The 19,789-nt window shown below is 44.2% G+C and carries 20 protein-coding genes; all 20 read left to right on the top strand.

The window, feature by feature from the left end; all coding sequences use genetic code 11:
* Entirely contained in the window at positions 1–594 is a 594-nt protein-coding gene (locus tag DUK53_RS03620) for a CPBP family intramembrane glutamic endopeptidase (RefSeq protein ID WP_036093609.1), read from the top strand.
* Entirely contained in the window at positions 587–1,369 is a 783-nt protein-coding gene (locus DUK53_RS03615; protein WP_236637256.1) for a LysM peptidoglycan-binding domain-containing protein, read from the top strand. The genes DUK53_RS03620 and DUK53_RS03615 overlap by 8 nt, the downstream gene beginning before the upstream one ends.
* Before the next feature lie 81 nt (positions 1,370–1,450).
* Positions 1,451–2,413: an asparaginase gene (locus DUK53_RS03610; RefSeq protein ID WP_036093608.1), complete on the top strand. Its 963-nt coding sequence runs from the start codon at positions 1,451–1,453 to the stop codon at positions 2,411–2,413.
* A gap of 22 nt (positions 2,414–2,435) precedes the next feature.
* Positions 2,436–3,110, top strand: a complete 675-nt coding sequence (cmk, locus tag DUK53_RS03605) for a (d)CMP kinase (protein ID WP_036093607.1) — start codon at positions 2,436–2,438, stop codon at positions 3,108–3,110.
* Positions 3,111–3,388: 278 nt separating this feature from the next.
* Positions 3,389–4,537 carry a 30S ribosomal protein S1 gene (gene rpsA, locus DUK53_RS03600; protein WP_036130750.1) on the top strand — a complete coding sequence of 383 codons (1,149 nt, stop codon included), beginning with the start codon at positions 3,389–3,391 and terminating at the stop codon, positions 4,535–4,537.
* Between the two features lie 342 nt (positions 4,538–4,879).
* Entirely contained in the window at positions 4,880–6,190 is a 1,311-nt protein-coding gene (gene der, locus DUK53_RS03595) for a ribosome biogenesis GTPase Der (protein WP_036093605.1), read from the top strand.
* Between the two features lie 197 nt (positions 6,191–6,387).
* Positions 6,388–7,407, top strand: a complete 1,020-nt coding sequence (locus DUK53_RS03590) for an NAD(P)H-dependent glycerol-3-phosphate dehydrogenase (RefSeq protein ID WP_036093603.1) — start codon at positions 6,388–6,390, stop codon at positions 7,405–7,407.
* Between the two features lie 308 nt (positions 7,408–7,715).
* The gene (locus tag DUK53_RS03585; RefSeq protein WP_036131374.1) at positions 7,716–8,699 is read left to right on the top strand and encodes a tyrosine-protein phosphatase; all 984 of its coding nucleotides are present in this window, start codon (positions 7,716–7,718) and stop codon (positions 8,697–8,699) included.
* 410 nt (positions 8,700–9,109) lie between these two features.
* On the top strand, positions 9,110–9,385 hold the full coding sequence (locus DUK53_RS03580; protein WP_003720260.1) for an HU family DNA-binding protein: 276 nt from the start codon (positions 9,110–9,112) through the stop codon (positions 9,383–9,385).
* Positions 9,386–9,761: 376 nt separating this feature from the next.
* Entirely contained in the window at positions 9,762–10,328 is a 567-nt protein-coding gene (gene folE, locus DUK53_RS03575) for a GTP cyclohydrolase I FolE (protein WP_036093602.1), read from the top strand.
* 88 nt (positions 10,329–10,416) lie between these two features.
* On the top strand, positions 10,417–11,181 hold the full coding sequence (locus DUK53_RS03570) for a heptaprenyl diphosphate synthase component 1 (protein WP_036093601.1): 765 nt from the start codon (positions 10,417–10,419) through the stop codon (positions 11,179–11,181).
* A gap of 16 nt (positions 11,182–11,197) precedes the next feature.
* On the top strand, positions 11,198–11,911 hold the full coding sequence (locus tag DUK53_RS03565) for a demethylmenaquinone methyltransferase (protein ID WP_036130752.1): 714 nt from the start codon (positions 11,198–11,200) through the stop codon (positions 11,909–11,911).
* A gap of 9 nt (positions 11,912–11,920) precedes the next feature.
* Positions 11,921–12,886 (top strand): heptaprenyl diphosphate synthase component II, encoded by a 966-nt coding sequence (gene hepT / locus DUK53_RS03560; RefSeq protein WP_036093598.1) that lies wholly within the window; start codon positions 11,921–11,923, stop codon positions 12,884–12,886.
* An 11-nt stretch (positions 12,887–12,897) separates the two neighbouring features.
* Entirely contained in the window at positions 12,898–13,341 is a 444-nt protein-coding gene (gene ndk, locus DUK53_RS03555) for a nucleoside-diphosphate kinase (RefSeq protein ID WP_036130754.1), read from the top strand.
* A 245-nt stretch (positions 13,342–13,586) separates the two neighbouring features.
* Complete coding sequence (gene aroC, locus DUK53_RS03550; protein ID WP_036093596.1) at positions 13,587–14,753, top strand: chorismate synthase; 1,167 nt, start codon at positions 13,587–13,589, stop codon at positions 14,751–14,753.
* Between the two features lie 2 nt (positions 14,754–14,755).
* The gene (gene aroB, locus DUK53_RS03545; RefSeq protein ID WP_036093595.1) at positions 14,756–15,841 is read left to right on the top strand and encodes a 3-dehydroquinate synthase; all 1,086 of its coding nucleotides are present in this window, start codon (positions 14,756–14,758) and stop codon (positions 15,839–15,841) included.
* 7 nt (positions 15,842–15,848) lie between these two features.
* Positions 15,849–16,211 (top strand): chorismate mutase, encoded by a 363-nt coding sequence (gene aroH, locus DUK53_RS03540; RefSeq protein ID WP_052164876.1) that lies wholly within the window; start codon positions 15,849–15,851, stop codon positions 16,209–16,211.
* Between the two features lie 12 nt (positions 16,212–16,223).
* A complete protein-coding gene (gene hisC, locus DUK53_RS03535; RefSeq protein WP_036130759.1) occupies positions 16,224–17,309 on the top strand; it encodes a histidinol-phosphate transaminase in 1,086 nt (361 codons plus the stop codon).
* A 13-nt stretch (positions 17,310–17,322) separates the two neighbouring features.
* Positions 17,323–18,423 carry a prephenate dehydrogenase gene (locus DUK53_RS03530; protein ID WP_036093590.1) on the top strand — a complete coding sequence of 367 codons (1,101 nt, stop codon included), beginning with the start codon at positions 17,323–17,325 and terminating at the stop codon, positions 18,421–18,423.
* 10 nt (positions 18,424–18,433) lie between these two features.
* The gene (gene aroA / locus DUK53_RS03525; RefSeq protein WP_036130760.1) at positions 18,434–19,708 is read left to right on the top strand and encodes a 3-phosphoshikimate 1-carboxyvinyltransferase; all 1,275 of its coding nucleotides are present in this window, start codon (positions 18,434–18,436) and stop codon (positions 19,706–19,708) included.
* The last annotated feature ends 81 nt before the right edge of the window (positions 19,709–19,789 follow it).

Raw genomic sequence — 19,789 nt, 5'->3', positions numbered from 1 at the left:
ATGGCCAATGCGGTAGAAACGATGAAAAATATGTCCAAAAAAGAAATAACGCGCGTTTTTTTATTGCAAAATGGGTTGTTAATTTTACTCGGAATTGGTATTATTTTTATCAGTACTGGTATTTTAAATTGGATGGGGCAATTGCGCTTTGATTGGGTTTCTGTTTTCCTAGGCGTCGCTTTGGCGTGTGTGTTTGGGGGACTTAATGCTTGGTTGGATCGCTTGTTGCCAGAACGCTTAACGGATGATGGTGGGCTGAATCGGCTTATTTTTCGGAACCGGAAACCGCTAGATATATTTTTGCTTTGTTGTTTGATTGGCGTGACGGAGGAATTTATTTTTCGTGGTATTATCCAAGTTTATTTCGGTTTTTGGGCGAGTATGATTTTGTTCGTGCTTGTGCATTTTCGCTATTTAAATAAAGGATATTTGTTGTTCAATGTTATAATAACTAGTATAATTATTGCAGGACTATTTCAATTCAGTAATCAGAATTTAATTGCCGTAATAATGTTTCATATCGTATTCAATTTTATTGGTGCACTAGATATGAGAAATAGATATCAGAATGAAGGAGGGGTCGCGCGTGGTTAAGAAAGAAGACGAACACATGGGAAAAGACGATCAAGAATTTAAACAATTAGGTGACGAGTACGATGATGATTATATTGATTCGATCCCATCACGTTCCCAAAGCAGACGTGCTAATAAATCAAAAAAAGCTATTTTCCGCTATCCAATATTGAATTTATTAATTATTTTCTTTTTGCTCATCCCGATTGTGTGTTTAGGTGTGTATTTGTTCGTGCTTAATTTTGGCTCCAATAGTGATGACAAAGTGACGACGGAGAATGCCCAAACGGAGACAACGAAGACGAAAGAAGTCAATATCTCGAGCAATGAAGAAAAAATAAAAGAAGCCAAAGAAAAGGCGGCCGCAGAGGCAAAAGCGAAAGAAGAAGCGGATAAGAAGGCAGCGCTTGAGAAACAACAGGCAGAAGAGGCTAAGAAGAAGGAAGAAGAAGCACAGAAAGCCGCCGCTACAAAAGCGGAGCAAGATCGCATTGCCGCTGCGAAAGCAGAAGAAACGCGTAAACAACAAGAAGAAGCCGAAGCTGCTGCTGCGAAAAAAGCAGAGCAAGATCGTCTAGCAGCTGAAGCAAGGCAAAAAGAAAAGGATGCCGAAGAGAAAGCTGCAAATGAGGCCGCATCGTCTCACACGGTTGCTGCTGGGGATACCCTTTACAAAATTGCGCGTCAAGCTTACGGTAATACAAACGTGGCCGCGAATGTCGCAAAAATTAAGCAAGCGAATGGCATAACGAATGATAACGTGCCGATTGGAACAGTGCTTAAGATTCCACAATAAGCATGTGAAAAAAATAAGAAGAATCGAGAATGACAGTGAACCGTTTTTCTCGATTTTTTTCTGGGAAGCAAGGTGTGTTTTTTGGCAAAAGTAGCTTTGATTACGACTGGTGGAACGATTGCTAGTACGAAGACGGAGTCGGGACGTTTGGCCTCAGGAGAGCTTTCGGGGCAAGAATTGGCGGAGCTTTGTGAACTACCGGCAGAGATTCAGGTTGAGATTTTTTCGACGTTTCAGTTGCCATCGATGCATATTTCGTTTCAAGATTTGTTGTCGCTAAAAGACTTGGTGATGCAAATTTTCGAGGATGATACATACGACGGGATTGTTGTGACGCACGGCACGGATTCGCTGGAGGAGACGGCTTATTTTCTGGATTTGGCGATTAGTGATGCGCGACCGGTTGTCGTGACGGGATCGCAGCGGGCGCCTGGTGAAGCTGGGTCAGATGCGTATATTAATATTCGGCATGCGATTTATACGGCGAGCGTGAAAGAATTGCGGGATACTGGGACGGTTGTTGTTTTTAATGAGCGTATTTTTGCAGCGCGTTATGTCAAGAAAGTGCACGCGTCCAATATTCAAGGATTCGGTGCATTCGGATTTGGCTATTTAGGCATCATCGATAACGATCAAGTTTTTCTATATCAGAAGCCTGTGGAGCATGAATCTTACCTTATTAAACGCGCGATGCCCTCGATTTACATCGTGAAATGCTATTTGGAAGCGGATGGATTGTTCATTGATGCCGCACGTGAAGCTGGCGCGGATGGAATCGTGTTGGAAGGCGTGGGGCGTGGTCAAGTGGCGCCTAGGATGATGCCAGCAATTGAGCGTGCGTTAGCTGCAGAAATTCCAATCGTTATTTCAACAAGCGCGGAAGAAGGCAATGTTTACACGACTTATGATTACGAAGGCAGCACGTACGATCTCTATAAAAAAGGAGTCATTCTTGGAAAAGATTATGATAGCAAAAAGGCACGCATGAAATTAGCAGTTTTAATCGCTGCGGAAGAAGAAATTTGCCAAACTAATTTCAGATAAGACGAAGGAGTCGAACCATAAAATGAGTAAAAAGATTTGTATCGCGATTGATGGACCTGCTGCTGCGGGAAAAAGTACGGTGGCAAAAATTGTCGCGAAGGAATTGCAGTATATTTACATCGACACAGGCGCCATGTACCGCGCTGTAACGTATGCTGCGATTTCGCAAAAAGTGGCCTTGAATGATGAAGCGGCGCTAGGGAACATGTTGCAGGAGACATCGATTCGCTTTGAGCCGGGGGAAGTACAGCAAGTATTTATTGGTGGAGAAAACGTGACGGAAGTGATCCGTTCGTTGGAAGTAACGGCGAACGTATCCGAAGTGGCGGCACATCCTGTTGTTCGAGAAGAGCTGCAAAAGCGGCAACAAGTTTTCGCGGCGGAAGGCGGGATTGTGATGGACGGTCGTGATATCGGTACAGCCGTGTTACCACATGCGGAGCTGAAAATATTCTTACTAGCGAGCGTAGATGAGCGCGCAGAGCGTCGTTATAAAGAGAATGTCTCCAAAGGGTTCCCGAGCAATTTGGAGCAATTAAAAAAAGAGATAGAAGAGCGCGATCATCTTGATTATACGAGAGAACATTCGCCATTACAGAAGGCAGAAGACGCGATTGAGCTAGATACGACATCAATGACAATTGCGGAAGTAGCAACAGCAATTCACCAATTAGCGGAAGAAAAAATCACCGAGTAAGTCTATACATTTTCTGCGGAAGTCTAGATATACAGTTTATTTTTATTTTTAGTAAGAAAAATCACGTGAATTCGACCTAAAAAACTTGACAAATGAACGTATTTGTAGGAAGTTAGTAGAGAGAGAATTTATCTCGTTAACAGGATTTTTGAAAACCCATTTTAGATTGAAGTCGTATTCATGCTTATTTCATCGCTTTTTTGCGCTTACTTATTTTTGAAACAGTCAATCTTGGGGAATCCTAGCTTACGATAAACGTTTTTAGAGGAGGGCTATGCATGTCTGAAGAATTAAATGATGTAGAAGTTAGAAATTTTGAAGAAGGCGACAAAGTCACTGGTACTGTTACTAGTGTAGAGGATAAACAGGTTTACGTTGGTATTCCTGATTCCAAACTAGATGGTGTTGTCCCAATCAGTGAATTATCTAATGTTCATATTGAGCAAGCATCTGATGTGGCGAGTGTTGGCGATACGTTAGACTTAATCGTTTTGAAAGTAGAAGACGATGTGTTGGTATTATCAAAACGTAAAGTAGACGCGCTTCAATCTGTCGATGATATTAAAGCAAAATTCGAATCCGGTGAAGTATTCGAAGCAGTCGTGAATGATGTTGTCAAAGGCGGCTTAGTAGTAGATCTTGGCGTGCGTGCGTTCGTGCCAGCATCCCTTGTAGAAGACCATTTTGTAGAAGATTTTGCGTCGTATAAAGACCAAACTTTGACGTTTAAAGTGGTAGAATTTGAGCCAGAGAATAACCGTGTGATTTTATCGCATCGTGCTGTTGTCGAAGCTGAGAAATCAGGTAAGAAACAAGAACGCTTGAATGAAATTAAAGAAGGCGATGTTGTCGAAGGTACGGTTCAACGCTTGACTAGCTTCGGCGCTTTCGTTGATATGAGCGGCATTGACGGTTTGGTTCACATTTCCCAAATCTCATACCAACATATCGCGGCACCATCTGATGTTTTAGAAGAAGGACAAACAGTGACTGTAAAAGTTATCGGTGTCGATCCAGCAAACGAACGCATCTCTTTATCTATTAAAGAAACACAACCAGGCCCTTGGGATGATATCTCTGAAAAAGCGCCAGTTGGTTCTGTTCTAAAAGGTAAAGTAGCGCGTCTTGTGACATTCGGTGCCTTCGTGGAAATTTTCCCTGGTGTCGAAGGATTAGTCCATATTTCTCAAATTTCGCATCAACATATTGGTACACCTCAAGAAGTATTAAAAGAGGGCCAAGAAATTGAAGTGAAAGTGCTAGATGTGAATGAGGCAGACAAACGCTTGTCACTTAGCATTAAAGAGTTGACAGAAGCGCCTGCTGAGGTTGCTGATTATGAGTTGCCAGAAGAAAACACTGGATTCCAACTTGGAGATTTAATCGGTGACAAATTAAAGAATCTAAAGACAACAGACGATAAATAAGCGATAAAGTGTTAACTTTCGGATTGTAGAAAAACGGCTTGACATGATTTTCTACCAAACCTCAGCGTGTCGAGAAATACCTAGTTTCTAGGCAAAGGCGAGTACCGAAGCGGAACATACTTTGGTATGTGAGCAGCGGAACGGAGCTTTTAACGACGAAAATGGGTGTTTCTCGACACGCTGAAAGTTTTTTATCCGCTAGGGCGGGAAGCTCGTATCACGTATTGTTTACGTGTTACGAGCTCCCCGCTTTTTATTTGTGAAATTTAAGTTGATACTAGGCGTGTTTACTGTTAAACTAAAGAAAGTCTGAAGTAATTTAAAGAAAAAGAAGGTGAAATAATGGTTAAACCAGTAGTAGCAATTGTCGGTCGTCCGAATGTCGGCAAATCCACTATTTTCAACCGCATCGTTGGCGAACGTGTCTCGATTGTGGAGGATATTCCAGGTGTCACGCGGGACCGGATTTATAATTCGGCTGATTGGCTTGGACGTGATTTTAATATTATTGATACAGGTGGAATCGATTTAGGAGACGAGCCATTCTTAGCGCAAATCAAGGCGCAGGCAGAGATCGCGATTGATGAAGCAGACGTTATCATTTTTATTACGAATGGTCGTGAAGGCGTAACAGATGCCGATGAACAAGTGGCCAAAATTTTATACAGATCTAAAAAACCGATTGTTTTAGCGATTAATAAAGTCGATAATCCAGAGATGCGTGATCAGATTTATGATTTCTATTCGCTTGGATTCGGCGAGCCATTCCCAATTTCGGGATCGCATGGCTTGGGGCTTGGAGATTTACTTGATGAAGTATTTAAGAAATTCCCAGAACGTGAGGAAGAAGAATACGATGAGAATGTTATCAAATTCTCTCTAATCGGCCGTCCGAATGTTGGTAAATCCTCCATTTTGAACGCTTTATTAGGTGAGCAACGCGTCATTGTTTCGGATGTTGCTGGAACGACGCGTGATGCGATTGATACGCCTTATGAATTTGAAGGGCAAGAGTACGTGATGATTGATACGGCGGGGATGCGTAAACGCGGAAAAGTCTATGAATCAACGGAAAAATATAGCGTACTACGTGCGATGCGAGCGATTGAACGAAGCGATGTTGTTTTAGTTGTGCTAAATGCGGAAGAAGGCATTCGTGAGCAAGATAAGCGAATTGCGGGCTATGCACACGAAGCAGGGCGCGGTATTTTAGTCGTCGTGAATAAATGGGATGCTATCGAAAAAGACGAGAAAACAATGAACGCGTTTATTCAAGATATTCGCGAGCAGTTCTTGTTCTTATCTTACGCACCGATTGTTTTCGTGTCAGCGGTAACGAAACAACGCTTGACCAACCTATTCCCAATGATTAACGACATCAGTAACAACCATTCTTTACGCGTACAATCAAGTCTATTGAACGATGTAATCATGGATGCCGTTGCGATGAACCCGTCACCAATGGATAAAGGTAAACGACTTAAAATCTACTATACGACGCAAGTTGCGGTTAGACCACCAACATTTGTAGTCTTTGTAAACGAACCAGAAATGATGCATTTCTCTTACGAACGATTCCTAGAAAACCGAATTCGCGAAGCCTTCCCGTTTGATGGCACGCCAATTCGCTTAATAGCACGCCAAAGAAAGTAACTAGTGTAGAGCATACACTATGTAAATCGGCGGCAAGCGCTCGCATTCAGGAGATTCGGCGGACTTCCGGTTCTCACGTACACCAGTACGCTCCGCTTCCGGCTTCCGCCGAATCTCCTGAATACAAACGCTTTCGCTCGATTTGTATAAAGCGAAGTGTAGCTCCTACTTGATCAATGTAAAGGAGTGACGGTTTAATGACGAAAAAACAAAAGATTGCTGTTCTTGGTGCTGGAAGTTGGGGCACTGGGTTGGCGCTAGTTTTGATTGAAAATGGGCATGATGTTGTTATTTGGGGAAATCACGCAGAAGTGGTTGAGGAACTGAATACAAAGCATACCAATCAACATTATCTTCCTGATATGACGCTTTCGCCGAAGATGCGGGCAACGCTCGTATTGGAGGAAGCCCTAGCTGGCGCAGAGATGGTCGTTATTGCGATTCCGACGAGCGCTATGAGGATTGTTTGTAGTCAACTAAATGATGCCTTAAAAGAACCGACATTGCTTGTACACGTGAGTAAAGGTATCGAGCCTGATACGAACTTACGGATGACGCAAGTAATTGAGGAAGAAATTGCACCTGAGAAACGTTCTGCACTCATTGTTTTATCTGGACCTAGCCACGCCGAAGAAGTTGTCCGTCATCATCCGACGACACTTTGCGCGAGTTGTAAAGATTTAGCAGCAGCAGAAATTGTGCAGGATGCCTTTTTAAACAACAATTTGCGGATTTATACGAATGAAGACGTGATTGGTGCTGAAATCGGAGGTGCTTTGAAAAATATTATCGCACTTGGCGCTGGAATCACAGATGGCCTTGGTTACGGCGATAATGCTAAAGCGGCTCTCATGACGCGCGGTATGGCTGAAATTACGCGACTTGGCGTAACGGCTGGTGCTGATCCACAGACATTTTATGGACTGACCGGAATTGGCGATTTGATTGTTACGTGTACGAGCGTGCATTCGAGAAACTGGCGCGCAGGGAATATGCTTGGTAAAGGTGAGAGCTTAGAACGCGTGCTCGAAAATATGGGAATGGTCGTGGAAGGCGTACGCACAGCCAAAGCCGTTCACCAATGGGCGAAAAAGCTTGATATTGACATGCCAATCACAGAAGCCATCTACCAAGTCCTATTTGAAAAAGAAGACCCTCAGATTGCCGTTGACCGCCTGATGGGGCGCGATCGCAAGCTTGAAAAAGAAGAATATTGATGAAGAAACTGCTTTATACGATATTTCTCCAAACTTTAGCGTGTCGACCAATGCTTAGTTTCTAGGCAAAAGCGAGTACCAGCGCGGAGCGTACTTAGGTACGAGAGCACTGGAACGGAGCTTTTAACGAACAAGGGTTACAGGCTCACTTCGTTCTCCTGCATATTGAAGTTGTAACTCGTTCTACTTCGGACAACCCCAACAATGAGTGTTTGTCGACACGCTGAAAACCTCCTGCAGATTCGTTTGTAGGAGGTTTTATGTTACTATAGAGTTAAAATCTATACAAATTCGGAGGGATAACAATGATACAAGTCCAAAGAACAGGAACGCAATTGTCGCTTACGTGGTCACCAGGCGATATTCCAGTCGGTTCAACGATTTTTCAGGGCCATACAGCAGAGCCTAGCGCTTCCAAAAAACAATTATTAGTCACCGACCAAGAGACACATCTGCTACTTTTAACAGAGGATTTACCAGTCTTTTTCACAATTCAAAAACCAGATGGTGCAACGGAAGTCATCGGGGAGCGAATTATTCCACTAGAGGGTTGTTTCAATTTCCGAGATTTAGGTGGCTACGTGAATACAGCTGGAAAAACAGTGAAATGGGGGCAATTATACCGTTCTTCGCTCCTCACCAATTTAACGCCTAAGGATGAAAAAACGCTCGAAACGATGGGAATAAAGTGGATTTGTGATCTGCGTAGTACGTCTGAGATTACGGCGAAACCATCCCCGTCTATTCCAGGCATTGCGAACCGTCATATTCCGATTGGAACGGCTAAAAATGAGTCGAGCGAAACGCAAAAGATGGATATTCCAGAAGATCATCGTGTTTATGAACCGTTGATGGGAGAAAGCTATCGCGTTTTCGTGCAGTCTAAAGATGGTTTTCGCGAAATTTTGGAATATGTTATCGATCAAGCGGATTTTCCATTTCTATTCCATTGCACAGCTGGAAAGGACCGCACAGGCGTTTTAGGCGCACTTTTACTGAAGTTGCTGGATGTACCAGAAAAGACGATTTTAGCGGATTACGAGCTTACGAACCAATATGCGGATGCCATTTTAGGTGAGATGCAAGGTTTGGTGGAGGCTTTCTCTGGGAGTACCAAAAAAATAGAACTAGAGAATTTCCGACCAATGGCAGAAGCAAAACCCGCCTATTTAGAAATTGCATTTGATGAGATGAGAAAAGAATATGGTTCGGTAGATGCTTATTTAGAAAAAGGAATTGGGATTAGCGCTTCCAAAAAGGCAAAATTCCAGTCTATGATGTTAGAAGGATAATAGTAGTTGAAACCTAGAGTTGTCAGGCAAAAGCGCCGATTTTCGCTCGTTTTTTAAGGAATTTGAACTATTTTTCTTATTTGGTGTGTTTTTACTTGCTATTATAGGTCTCTCGCGTTAGTATTATGCTTAACAGCTTGATACAATCACGTTTCCAGAACTAGGACTAGGAGAATGATGGAGAGACTTTTTTGTAAAAAATAAAGTTTTTCGCTTCTAAATCCTTGCAGTTGTAAGGATAATGTGATAATCTTTTATCAGAATCACTGAAACGGCGATAAAACGCCATTCCAGCCGAAATTCTTCTTAGAATTTCCATAGAAGTTTAGCTTATTTTGGAAAATGGATAATACAAGTGTTAAGGAAGACCTGCTCATTTGGTATTATTCTCTTAAGGAGGTGAAAAAACAATGGCAAACAAAACTGATTTAGTAAATAGCGTAGCAGAACTTGCAGATCTTTCTAAAAAAGACGCTGCTAAAGCTGTAGAAGCTGTTTTTGAAACTATCCAAACTTCTTTATCTAAAGGTGAAAAAGTTCAATTAATCGGATTTGGTAACTTTGAAGTTCGTGAACGTGCTGCCCGTAAAGGACGCAACCCACGTACGAAGGAAGAGATTGACATTCCTGCAAGCAAAGTTCCAGCATTCAAACCAGGTAAGGCGCTTAAAGAAGCTGTTAAATAACTACATACACTTTTTAAGCACAAAAAAAGGAGTTCTCCGGAATTCCTTTTTTTGTTGCTAAAATTCAAGTTTACTAGTTCACAAAAAAACGAGCAATGGTGTTTGTATTCCCCGATTTTGGCGGAACGAGGATGGCAAATTCAATGCATTCTTTTGCCTATTTAGGTTCTAATTGGCTTCCCTTCAAAGAACCATAACAAAGTGGAACATGCCTTTGTATGTAGGAACCGGAAGTCTACTACATTTGCTGATTGCAAGCGCTTGTCGCCGGTTTATCTGTTGTCGCAACAAGACTATGAGTGATTAACGTTTACCTGGTTTGCTTGCTATGTTAAAATAACGAGGTAGATAAAGACTGGTTATAAAGGGGATTATTATGGAGCAAATAGATAAACAAAAGATTGCGGATGCAGTCAAAGTTATTTTAGAGGCGGTTGGAGAGAATCCGGAACGTGAGGGATTACTTGATACGCCAATGCGTGTTGCAAGAATGTATGAAGAAGTTTTTTCTGGATTGCAAAAGGATCCTTCCGTTCATTTTAATACGGTTTTTGAGGAGCAGCATGAGGAACTTGTTTTAGTGAAAGATATTCGGTTTTCATCGATGTGTGAGCATCACTTAGTACCGTTTTTTGGTGTGGCGCATGTGGCTTACTTGCCGCAAAATGGTCGAGTGGCTGGGCTTAGTAAGCTTGCGCGTGTGGTGGATGATGTGAGTAAACGGCCGCAATTGCAGGAGCGTATTACGACAACGGTAGCAGAAATTATGATGGATAAATTAAAACCGCTTGGTGTTATGGTTATTTTAGAGGCGGAGCACATGTGTATGACTATCCGTGGTGTCAATAAACCAGGTGCTAGAACGGTTACAAGCGCTGTTCGTGGGGCTTTTAGAAACGATGATAAGCTGCGTAGTGAGGTTATGGCGCTCATTAAGAATTAAACGGCTAACCAAGCTGATAGCGATTTTTGAAGGAGTTATGGTATAATTTAAGGTACAGGATAAACGAGATTTGAAGGGGATTTTGTAAATGAGTTATCAAGGTGGCGTAGCGCAGTTGAAGCAGGTAGAGGCACTTGTTTTAGATCAGACAGCTTATCGGTTTTTGGGTGACAATTTTGATGGGCCAAAAATGGACAAGGATCAGATGTTGTGGCTACATGAGGCGATTAGAGGGACTGATTTAGAGGATAGTGTGGCTCAGCAAGTGATTGGTGCGACGCTATATGTGATTTTAGCTCATGATACGCATGATGGGATTGATGAGCCGAGTGATGTGAGGCAAAAGACGTGGCAAGAACGGCAGTTAACGGTGCTTGCTGGGGATTTCTATAGTAGCCTGTATTATCGGGCGTTGGCTGATTTTGGCATGATTGACTTGCTGGCGGCTTTACAGCGTGGTGTTCAGGAGACGAATGAGGCGAAGGTCAACCTTTATCAGCTGCATATTACTGGTGATGAGGATTATTTAGCGCATTTAGTGATGTCAAAAGCGGCCATTTTTTCTAAGTTTGCGACTTATTTCGAGTGCGATGAGACTTTTACGTTTGTTGGAGCACGCGCGATTCTGTTAACATACCTTTTGAAAGAACGCAAAAATTGGTTGGTGACTGGGAGCTCGCTGTTTGAGGCGGCCTATGAACACGGCTATATGGCGTTAAATGCACAGGCTGATTTTGCAATGTGGTTAGAGGATTTGATTGTGACATTGAAGGCTGAAATCAAGGCAAATATAGACGGGTTAGTTATTTCTGACATGACAGAGAAACGTTTGCAAGAGCTACTCGGACAATAGAGGAGAAATGATGGGTATGATAGAGACGAAAGAAGAGAAAGTTCATAATGTGTTCGAAAAAATTTCTCCTAGCTATGACCGAATGAATAGCTTGATTAGTTTTCATTTACATGCGAAATGGCGTCAAACAACGATGGAGTTTATGCGCGTGAAGGCTGGTTCCTCAGCGCTTGATGTTTGTTGTGGGACGGCGGATTGGACGCTTGCGATGGCGGAAGCGGTAGGTGTGGAAGGTTCGGTTATTGGTCTGGATTTTAGTGAGAATATGTTGGCGGTCGGTCAAGAAAAAGTACTGGACTCGCCGTATTCTAATATTACGCTAATGCACGGGAATGCGATGGAATTGCCGTTTGCGGATGATTCGTTTGACTACGTGACGATTGGTTTTGGTTTGCGTAACGTGCCGGATTATATGACGGTTTTGCGTGAAATGTATCGGGTGTTGAAACCAGGTGGCTTGTTGACCTGTTTGGATACATCAACGCCGACGATTCCAGGTTACAATCAGTTATTCTTCTTTTATTTCCGCCATATGATGCCTTTGATGGGTAAATTGTTTGCGAAAAGCTATGAGGAATATGCGTGGTTGGAAGAATCAACACGAAGTTTCCCTGGTATGAAAAAATTAGCTGATATGTTCCAAGACGCTGGATTCGATCATGTCCGTTACGTTCCGCATAGTGGTGGGGCAAGCGCGACGCATTTTGGGTACAAAAAGAAAGAACAATAGGTGGGGCAGATGAAACTTAATTTTCTATATTCTAATATTCAGGCGGATGTTGCAGCGATCGAAGAGGAATTGCGCAGAGCTGTTGCATCCGAACAGGCCCCTTTGATTGAGGAGGCGGCTTTACAACTTCTAGATGCTGGCGGAAAACGGATTAGACCGATTTTTGTGTGCCTCACAGCGAGACTTGGTCAGTTTGAATGGAATCAGGTAGAGCAGGCGGCGGTGGCAGTAGAGTTAATACATATGGCCTCGATCGTGCATGATGATGTTGTGGATGATGCGGATGTGAGGCGCGGCCGACCAACAATCAAATCGAAGTGGGGAAACCATGTTGCGATGTATACAGGAGATTTCTTGTTTGCGAAGTCACTGGAATATATGACAAAAATCCTGAATCCAGAGGCGCATCAAGTGCTTTCGAATGTGACTGTGGAGCTCGCTGTTGGTGAGATTGAACAATTGCGCGCCAAATATAATTTCAATCAAAATGTGCGGACGTATTTGCGCCGGATTAAGCGAAAGACAGCGCTTTTGATTGCGGCGAGTTGCCAGCTGGGTGGAATTGTAGCACAACTGGATCCGAAAATGCATCGAAAACTGTTTTTGTTTGGGTATTATGTCGGGATGTCGTTCCAAATTACGGATGACGTTCTTGATTTTACTGGATCAGAGAAGTCACTTGGTAAGCCAGCTGGGGACGATTTAAGACAAGGGAATATTACGTTGCCAGTATTTTTTGCAATGGAGGACGAGGCTTTTCGGGTGAAGTTGCGCGGGATTACGGAGCAGACGACAAAGGATGAGATGCAAGCGTTTATTGCGGAAATCAAGGCATCCGGAGCGATTAAGAAATCAGAAGCGGTCGCGGAGAGCTATTTGCAAAAGGCGATTGCGATTTTAGAGGAGTTTCCGCCGTCGAAGGAACTGAAACCGTTGAAGCAGATTGTGCAATTTTTGGATAAGAGAAAATACTAGGAGGTAGGAAGATGGAGAGAACGTATTTGATGGTAAAACCGGATGGTGTCGAGCGTGGCTTGATTGGTGAAGTCGTGGCGCGCTTGGAGAAAAAAGGACTCAAATTAGTTGGTGCAAAGTTGATGCGCATCGATGAAGAATTGGCAACACAACATTACGCGGAACATGTCGGTAAGCCATTCTTTCCAGACCTCTTGCAATTTATTACGTCTGGTCCAGTTTTTGCGATGGTTTGGGAAGGCGACGAGGCAGTTGCGATTGCGCGCCTCATGATGGGCAAAACGAATCCGCTTGAAGCTGAGCAGGGAACGATTCGCGGGGATTTCGCGGTACATATGAATCGGAATGTGATTCATGGTTCGGATTCGGTCGAAAGTGCGGTGCGCGAGATTGGTTTGTTTTTCAAAGCAGAAGAGTTGCTGTCGTATGATAAAGCAATAGATATGTGGTTATAGGTAATGATGCGAAGGCGTTTGTATTTGGAGATTGGAGTGAACCGGAATGTACGGAAAGAGCCGGAAGTTCGCAAGTCTTCCAAATAGGAGCGCTTTTTGTGTATTTCGTGCGTTTTGATGCTTTTCCTGTTTACGTGGGTGGCAAATTATGATATGATATTACACATACACTTTAAAGCGCTAAAATGACGATGCTTATTTTTGAAATAGAGGAAAGATTAAATAGATGGAGAGGAAGTTGAAAAATGAGATATTTAACAGCGGGAGAATCACATGGCCCAGGACTTACGACGATTATTGAGGGATTGCCAGCGGGGATGCCACTTTTGGCGGAGGATATTAATCGGGATTTGAAGCGACGTCAAGGTGGACATGGACGCGGGGCGCGGATGCGTATTGAAACGGATCGTGCACAAATTTCAGCAGGTGTTCGTCACGGTAAAACGATGGGCTCGCCTGTTGCTATTTTTGTGGAAAATAAAGACTGGAAAAAATGGGAAACGGTGATGAGTATTGAGCCGGTACCTGCGGAAAAAGAGGCGTCGCGGAAAGTTTCTCGTCCACGCCCAGGTCATGCAGATTTGGTTGGTGGGATGAAATACGGACATCGTGATATGCGCAATGTATTGGAGCGTTCTTCGGCTCGTGAAACAACGGTGCGTGTGGCGGCTGGTGCGATTGCTCGGAAATTATTGCTAGAGCTTGGTATCGAAGTCGCTGGACATGTGCTCGAAATTGGTGGCGTGCGTGCGGAATTGACGCGTGATTACTCAATCAAGGAGATTCAAGAGATTTCTGAGGCGTCATCAGTGCGTTGTTTGGATACGGCAAAAGAGGAAGAGATGAAGCAGAAAATCGATGAAGCGAAGAAAAATGGCGATACGATTGGCGGCATTGTCGAAGTTGTCGTTGGCGGCGTGCCTGCGGGGCTTGGAAGTTATGTGCAATGGGATCGCAAACTCGATGCAAAAATTGCGCAGGCAATCGTGAGCATTAACGCGTTTAAAGGCGCGGAGTTTGGCGTTGGTTTTGAAGCGGCGCGTAAACCTGGTAGTGAGGTCATGGATGAGATTTTATGGTCGGAGGAAGATGGTTATACGCGACGCACGAACAATCTTGGTGGTTTTGAAGGTGGAATGACGAACGGGATGCCGATTGTGGTTCGCGGTGTTATGAAGCCGATTCCGACGTTATACAAGCCTCTTCAAAGTGTGGATATTGACTCGAAGGAAGTATTTAACGCGAGTGTGGAGCGTTCTGATAGTTGTGCGGTTCCTGCGGCGAGTGTTGTCGCGGAAGCGGTTGTTGCATGGGAAGTAGCGCAAGCGATTTTGGAGAAATTTGATAGCGATCGTTTTGACGTACTACGGGCGCATGTGGAAGAGCATCGCGCTATGACGAAGGAGTTTTAAAAATGGCAGAAATCACGGTGACGACGAAGGATAAGGTGTACCCAGTCTATATCAGTCAGAATGCACTACGTGAGCAGGCGGAAAGCTTGGTTGCAGAGCTGAGCCGTTTTTCGCAGGTGTTTGTGATGACGGATGCGAATGTCGCGGAAATTCACATGGCAAAAATGAACGAATTATTGGCGCCACTTGAAAAGGTTTCGTATTATGTGACGCCTGCTGGTGAAGAAGCGAAGACATTTGCGGTGTATGAGGATGCTATGACGAAGGCGATTGAGATTGGTCTGGATCGCAAATCGGTCTTGCTTGCTTTTGGTGGTGGCGTGATTGGAGACCTTGGTGGTTTCGTTGCGGCGACGTATATGCGAGGCATTGCGTTTTATCAAATTCCGACGACCGTTTTGGCGCATGATAGTGCGGTTGGCGGGAAAGTTGCGATTAATCATCCGCTAGGCAAAAACATGGTTGGGAATTTTTATCAACCGGAGGCCGTGATTTATGATACGTCTTTACTGGGGACGCTTTCGGAGCGGGAGATGCGTTCTGGTTTTGCGGAGCTGGTGAAGCATGCGTTGATTCAGGATCCGGCGTTGCTTGTGGAATTGATGGCAACGTACAAAACGCCGATGGATTTGTATCGCGTGGATTTGACGAACTATCTTGCGCGCGGTATCGAGATTAAAGCGGAGATTGTGTCGCAGGATGAGACGGAGCAAGGGGTGCGCGCATATTTGAATTTTGGGCATACGATGGGGCATGCGATTGAGGCGTACGGCGAATTTGGCAAATGGCTTCATGGGGAGTCGATTATGTTCGGGATGGTTTACGCGCTGGACATGAGTGAGCAGTTGTTAGGTCTGACTTTTGATAAAGAGGGACTGCTCAAATGGCTTGCGGCGTTGGGATATGATGTACACTTACCGGCGAATCTTGATTTTGCTGTTTTGCTAGAAAATATGAAGCATGATAAAAAGACGACATTTAACGAAATAACAATGATATTGCTTGAAGAAATTGGCAAACCGAAAATTCAAAAAGTGTCGGATGATGTGATAGAGGCAACATTTAGAAGAGTGAGTCAGGAGGCGTAGAGAAATGATCAGAGGTATTAGAGGGGCAACAACAGTGACGGAGAATACGCCGGAAGCGATTTACAAGGCAACAATTGAGTTATTTCAGGCAATCGTGACGGAAAATGATTTGACACCAGAAGCGATATCATCTGTTTTGACATCGGTAACGGGTGATATTGATGCGGCGTTTCCTGCCAAACCAATTCGTGAATTAGCTGGATTTCAGTTTGTACCAATTATGGGTGTGATGGAAATTCCAGTAGCAGGGGCACTGGCGATGTGTATTCGCTTAATGGTGAACGCGGAGGTTGGCGAAGTCGGGCAACAAGATGTGGCTCATATTTATTTAGAAGGTGCACGGGTTTTACGACCAGATTTGGCGAAGTAGGGGGTAACAGGAATGAAATGGAAAACAACATTAAACGGCTTACATTCATACAAACCAGGAAAACGGGAAGAGCAAGTCATGGCGGAACTAGGCCTGACGGAAATTACAAAACTGTCTTCGAATGAAAATCCACATGGCGTTTCTGAAAAAGTAGCGGATTACTTGAAGCACGTGGATGTGAGTGTGGAAATCTATCCGGATGGCTGGGCGTCTGATTTACGAGCGCAACTTGCAGCGTATCATGGTGTGAAAGAGAGCGAGCTGATTTTCACGAGTGGCGTCGATGAGTTGATTGCGTTACTATCGCGCACGCTGTTGTCTCCTTCAACGAGCACGGTCATGGCCGCGCCAACATTCCCGCAATATCGTCAAAACGCATGCATTGAAGGTGCAGAAGTCCGAGAAATCGCGTTAACGAAAAATGGTGATCATGATTTGCCAGGAATGCTTGCGGCTATCGATGAAACGACGAGTATCGTTTGGCTTTGCAATCCGAATAATCCGACTGGAAATTACATAGCGCTAGATGCGATTATTCACTTTTTGCGTCAAGTTCCAAAAGACGTTTTAGTGGTGCTAGATGAGGCGTATATAGAATACGTAGAGCCGCAACCAGAGACACATACAGCGCTGATTTATGAGTTTTCGAATCTGATTATCACGCGCACATTTAGTAAAATTTACGGTCTGGCTAGTTCTCGCGTTGGTTACGGTATTGCGAACGCCGAAATTATTAACCAAATTAACATTGTGAGGCCGCCGTTTAACACGACGACAATGGGGCAAAAATTAGCTCAGATTGCACTGGCGGATCAGGATTTCATTGAGAAATGTCGTATGGAAAATGCGACTGGTCGAAAACAATATGAAGCCTTCGCAGCGCAAAATGAAGCGGTTTTCGTGTACCCATCACAAGGCAATTTTGTCCTAGTCGATATCGGGCAACCGGCAAACGATGTGTTTCGCTATTTAGAAAAGAATGGCTATATTGTGCGTTCTGGCTCGGCGCTTGGATTCCCAACAGCGGTACGGATAACGATCGGAAAAGCAGCGGAAAACGCAGCGGTGATTACGTTGCTGCAACAATTAGTAAAGTAAGGGGTTTTGAAGGATGAAAGGAACAGTCGTTATCGTCGGACTTGGTCTGATTGGTGGATCTATCGCACTTTGCATTCGTGCGAAACATCCGCAGGCTCATATTATTGGTGTCGATATTTCAGAACAAACGATTTTAGCAGGCGATTCGCTTGGCATTATCGATGAGGGAACGACGAATTTGGCGGATGTTATTGCGCGTGCGGATTTGCTTGTTTTTTGTTGCCCAGTGCAGCAAACCGAGCAATTTTTAACGGAGTTACCAGGACTGCCACTGAAAGATAGTTTGCTCATCACGGATACAGGTAGCACGAAAATGCGGGTGATGCAACATGCGACGGCGATTCAAGAGGCAGGCTATACATTTATTGGTGGGCATCCGATGGCGGGTTCGCACAAAAGTGGCGTGACTGCTGCGAAATCGTTATTGTTTGAGAATGCGTATTATTTGTTGACGCCAAGTGAGGACGAGGACCCAAAGCATGTGGCCCTTTTGAGAGAATGGTTGGAAGGTACGAATGCGAAATTCTTGGAGTTGTCGGCGGCGGAGCATGATAATATTACGGGGATGCTGAGTCATTTACCGCATATTGTGGCGGCGGCACTTGTAAATCAGACGAGTGCTTTTACGCAAGAACATCCCGCGGCGTTTCGTTTAGCGGCAGGTGGTTTTCGCGATATTACGCGGATTGCTTCTTCTGATCCGACGATGTGGACGGATATTTCGCTTTCGAATAAAGACACGTTACGCGAACTACTTGGAAATTGGCGCGACGGTATGAACGAAGCGATTGATATGCTGGAAAAAGAAGATAGCGACGCGATTTATCAATTTTTCGATACGGCGAAAGAGTTTCGAGATTCGTTGCCGGTCCATCAAGAAGGCGCGATTCCATCTTTTTACGACTTGTTTGTCGATGTGCCTGACTATCCAGGTGTCATTTCTGAGGTCACTGGTTTTCTTGCGCAAGAAGAAATTAGCTTGATTAATATTAAAATTCTAGAAACACGCGAAGACATCATGGGGATTTTGCAGATTACATTCCAAAATGAAAAAGACCGCGAACGTGCGAAGCGTTGTATCGAGAAATATAGTCATTACCAATGTCACTTTTAGGGGGAAAACGATGCAGTTAATTACGAATAAGCAAGGATTAAATGGGACGATTCGAGTTCCAGGAGATAAGTCGATCTCTCACAGAAGCATTATGTTTGGTGCTTTGGCGGAAGGTACAACGACGGTGACTAACTTTTTAATGGGAGAAGATTGCCTGAGCACGATTGGCGTATTTCGCGCGCTAGGTGTGACAATTGACGTAACGCCAGAAAAAATAGTGGTGCAAGGTAGAGGCTGGGACGGCTTGCAAAAACCAGCGGAAACACTGGATGTAGGCAATTCAGGAACGACGATTCGGTTGATGTTGGGAATTTTAGCTGGGCGTTCGTTTGACGCGAAAATCGAGGGTGACGCATCGATTGCAAAACGTCCGATGGGCCGGGTGATGAAGCCACTGCGCGAAATGGGTGCGACTTTTGAAGCGAAGGAAGCTAATTTTGCACCGGTAAAAGTGATTGGAACAAAGCTTGACACCATGACATACACGTTACCCGTTGCTAGTGCACAGGTGAAGAGCGCAATTATTTTTGCGGCACTACAAGCAGAGGGTGAAACAACAATCATCGAAAAAGAAAAGACGCGCGACCACACCGAGCAAATGATACGCCAATTTGGTGGGGAAATCGAAGTGGATGACCTGACGATTCGTGTTTCTGGCGGTCAGAAATTCCGAGGCCAGGAAGTCGTTGTTCCAGGCGATATTTCCTCCGCAGCGTTCTTCATTGTCGCGGGATTAATCATTCCCAACAGCAAAATTCGTCTAGAAAATGTCGGCATTAACCCAACGCGAACAGGGATTATCGATGTTGTCCAAGCGATGGGCGGGAAAATTACCGTTGAAAAAACAAGCGCAGTTGGGGACGAGCCGGCCGGAACGATTACCGTTGAATCGAGTGATTTAAAGGGCATTGAGATAGGTGGCGACATTATTCCGCGTCTCATCGATGAATTGCCAGTCATTGCGTTATTGGCATCCCAAGCGACGGGAAGAACGGTCATTAAAGACGCAGAAGAATTGAAAGTGAAAGAAACGAATCGTATTGATGCTGTCGTTACAGAACTGTCGAAAATGGGTGTGGCACTCGTTGGGACAGAAGATGGTATGATTATCGAGGGGCAACAAAACTTGCATGGTGCAACCGTAAAATCCTACGGCGATCATCGTATGGGAATGATGTTGCAAATTGCAGCATTGCTTGCAGATTCTGATGTAATGTTAGAAAATGCCGAAGCGGTCAAAGTTTCTTATCCCACTTTTTTTGAGGATGTAGCTTCTTTATATTAAGTTGAAAAAACGTGTGCAACTTTTGCACACGTTTTTATAATGTGTGCAATAATTAAGTTTTTTTGCACGCATTATGCTTTG

This window comes from Listeria sp. SHR_NRA_18 (genome assembly GCF_003856515.1).
Taxonomy (GTDB): Bacteria; Bacillota; Bacilli; order Lactobacillales; family Listeriaceae; genus Listeria_A; species Listeria_A newyorkensis.
This window is presented reverse-complemented; position numbering and strand designations above follow the sequence as displayed.

Bases quoted from the DNA above. Each gene is read 5' to 3' on its own strand.
- DUK53_RS03620 (WP_036093609.1), top strand. From the start codon at position 1: ATGGCCAATGCGGTAGAAACGATGAAAAATATGTCCAAAAAAGAAATA.
- cmk (WP_036093607.1), top strand. From the start codon at position 2,436: ATGAGTAAAAAGATTTGTATCGCGATTGATGGACCTGCTGCTGCGGGA.
- rpsA (WP_036130750.1), top strand. From the start codon at position 3,389: ATGTCTGAAGAATTAAATGATGTAGAAGTTAGAAATTTTGAAGAAGGC.
- der (WP_036093605.1), top strand. From the start codon at position 4,880: ATGGTTAAACCAGTAGTAGCAATTGTCGGTCGTCCGAATGTCGGCAAA.
- DUK53_RS03590 (WP_036093603.1), top strand. From the start codon at position 6,388: ATGACGAAAAAACAAAAGATTGCTGTTCTTGGTGCTGGAAGTTGGGGC.
- DUK53_RS03580 (WP_003720260.1), top strand. From the start codon at position 9,110: ATGGCAAACAAAACTGATTTAGTAAATAGCGTAGCAGAACTTGCAGAT.
- folE (WP_036093602.1), top strand. From the start codon at position 9,762: ATGGAGCAAATAGATAAACAAAAGATTGCGGATGCAGTCAAAGTTATT.
- DUK53_RS03570 (WP_036093601.1), top strand. From the start codon at position 10,417: ATGAGTTATCAAGGTGGCGTAGCGCAGTTGAAGCAGGTAGAGGCACTT.
- DUK53_RS03565 (WP_036130752.1), top strand. From the start codon at position 11,198: ATGATAGAGACGAAAGAAGAGAAAGTTCATAATGTGTTCGAAAAAATT.
- hepT (WP_036093598.1), top strand. From the start codon at position 11,921: ATGAAACTTAATTTTCTATATTCTAATATTCAGGCGGATGTTGCAGCG.
- ndk (WP_036130754.1), top strand. From the start codon at position 12,898: ATGGAGAGAACGTATTTGATGGTAAAACCGGATGGTGTCGAGCGTGGC.
- aroC (WP_036093596.1), top strand. From the start codon at position 13,587: ATGAGATATTTAACAGCGGGAGAATCACATGGCCCAGGACTTACGACG.
- aroB (WP_036093595.1), top strand. From the start codon at position 14,756: ATGGCAGAAATCACGGTGACGACGAAGGATAAGGTGTACCCAGTCTAT.
- hisC (WP_036130759.1), top strand. From the start codon at position 16,224: ATGAAATGGAAAACAACATTAAACGGCTTACATTCATACAAACCAGGA.
- DUK53_RS03530 (WP_036093590.1), top strand. From the start codon at position 17,323: ATGAAAGGAACAGTCGTTATCGTCGGACTTGGTCTGATTGGTGGATCT.
- aroA (WP_036130760.1), top strand. From the start codon at position 18,434: ATGCAGTTAATTACGAATAAGCAAGGATTAAATGGGACGATTCGAGTT.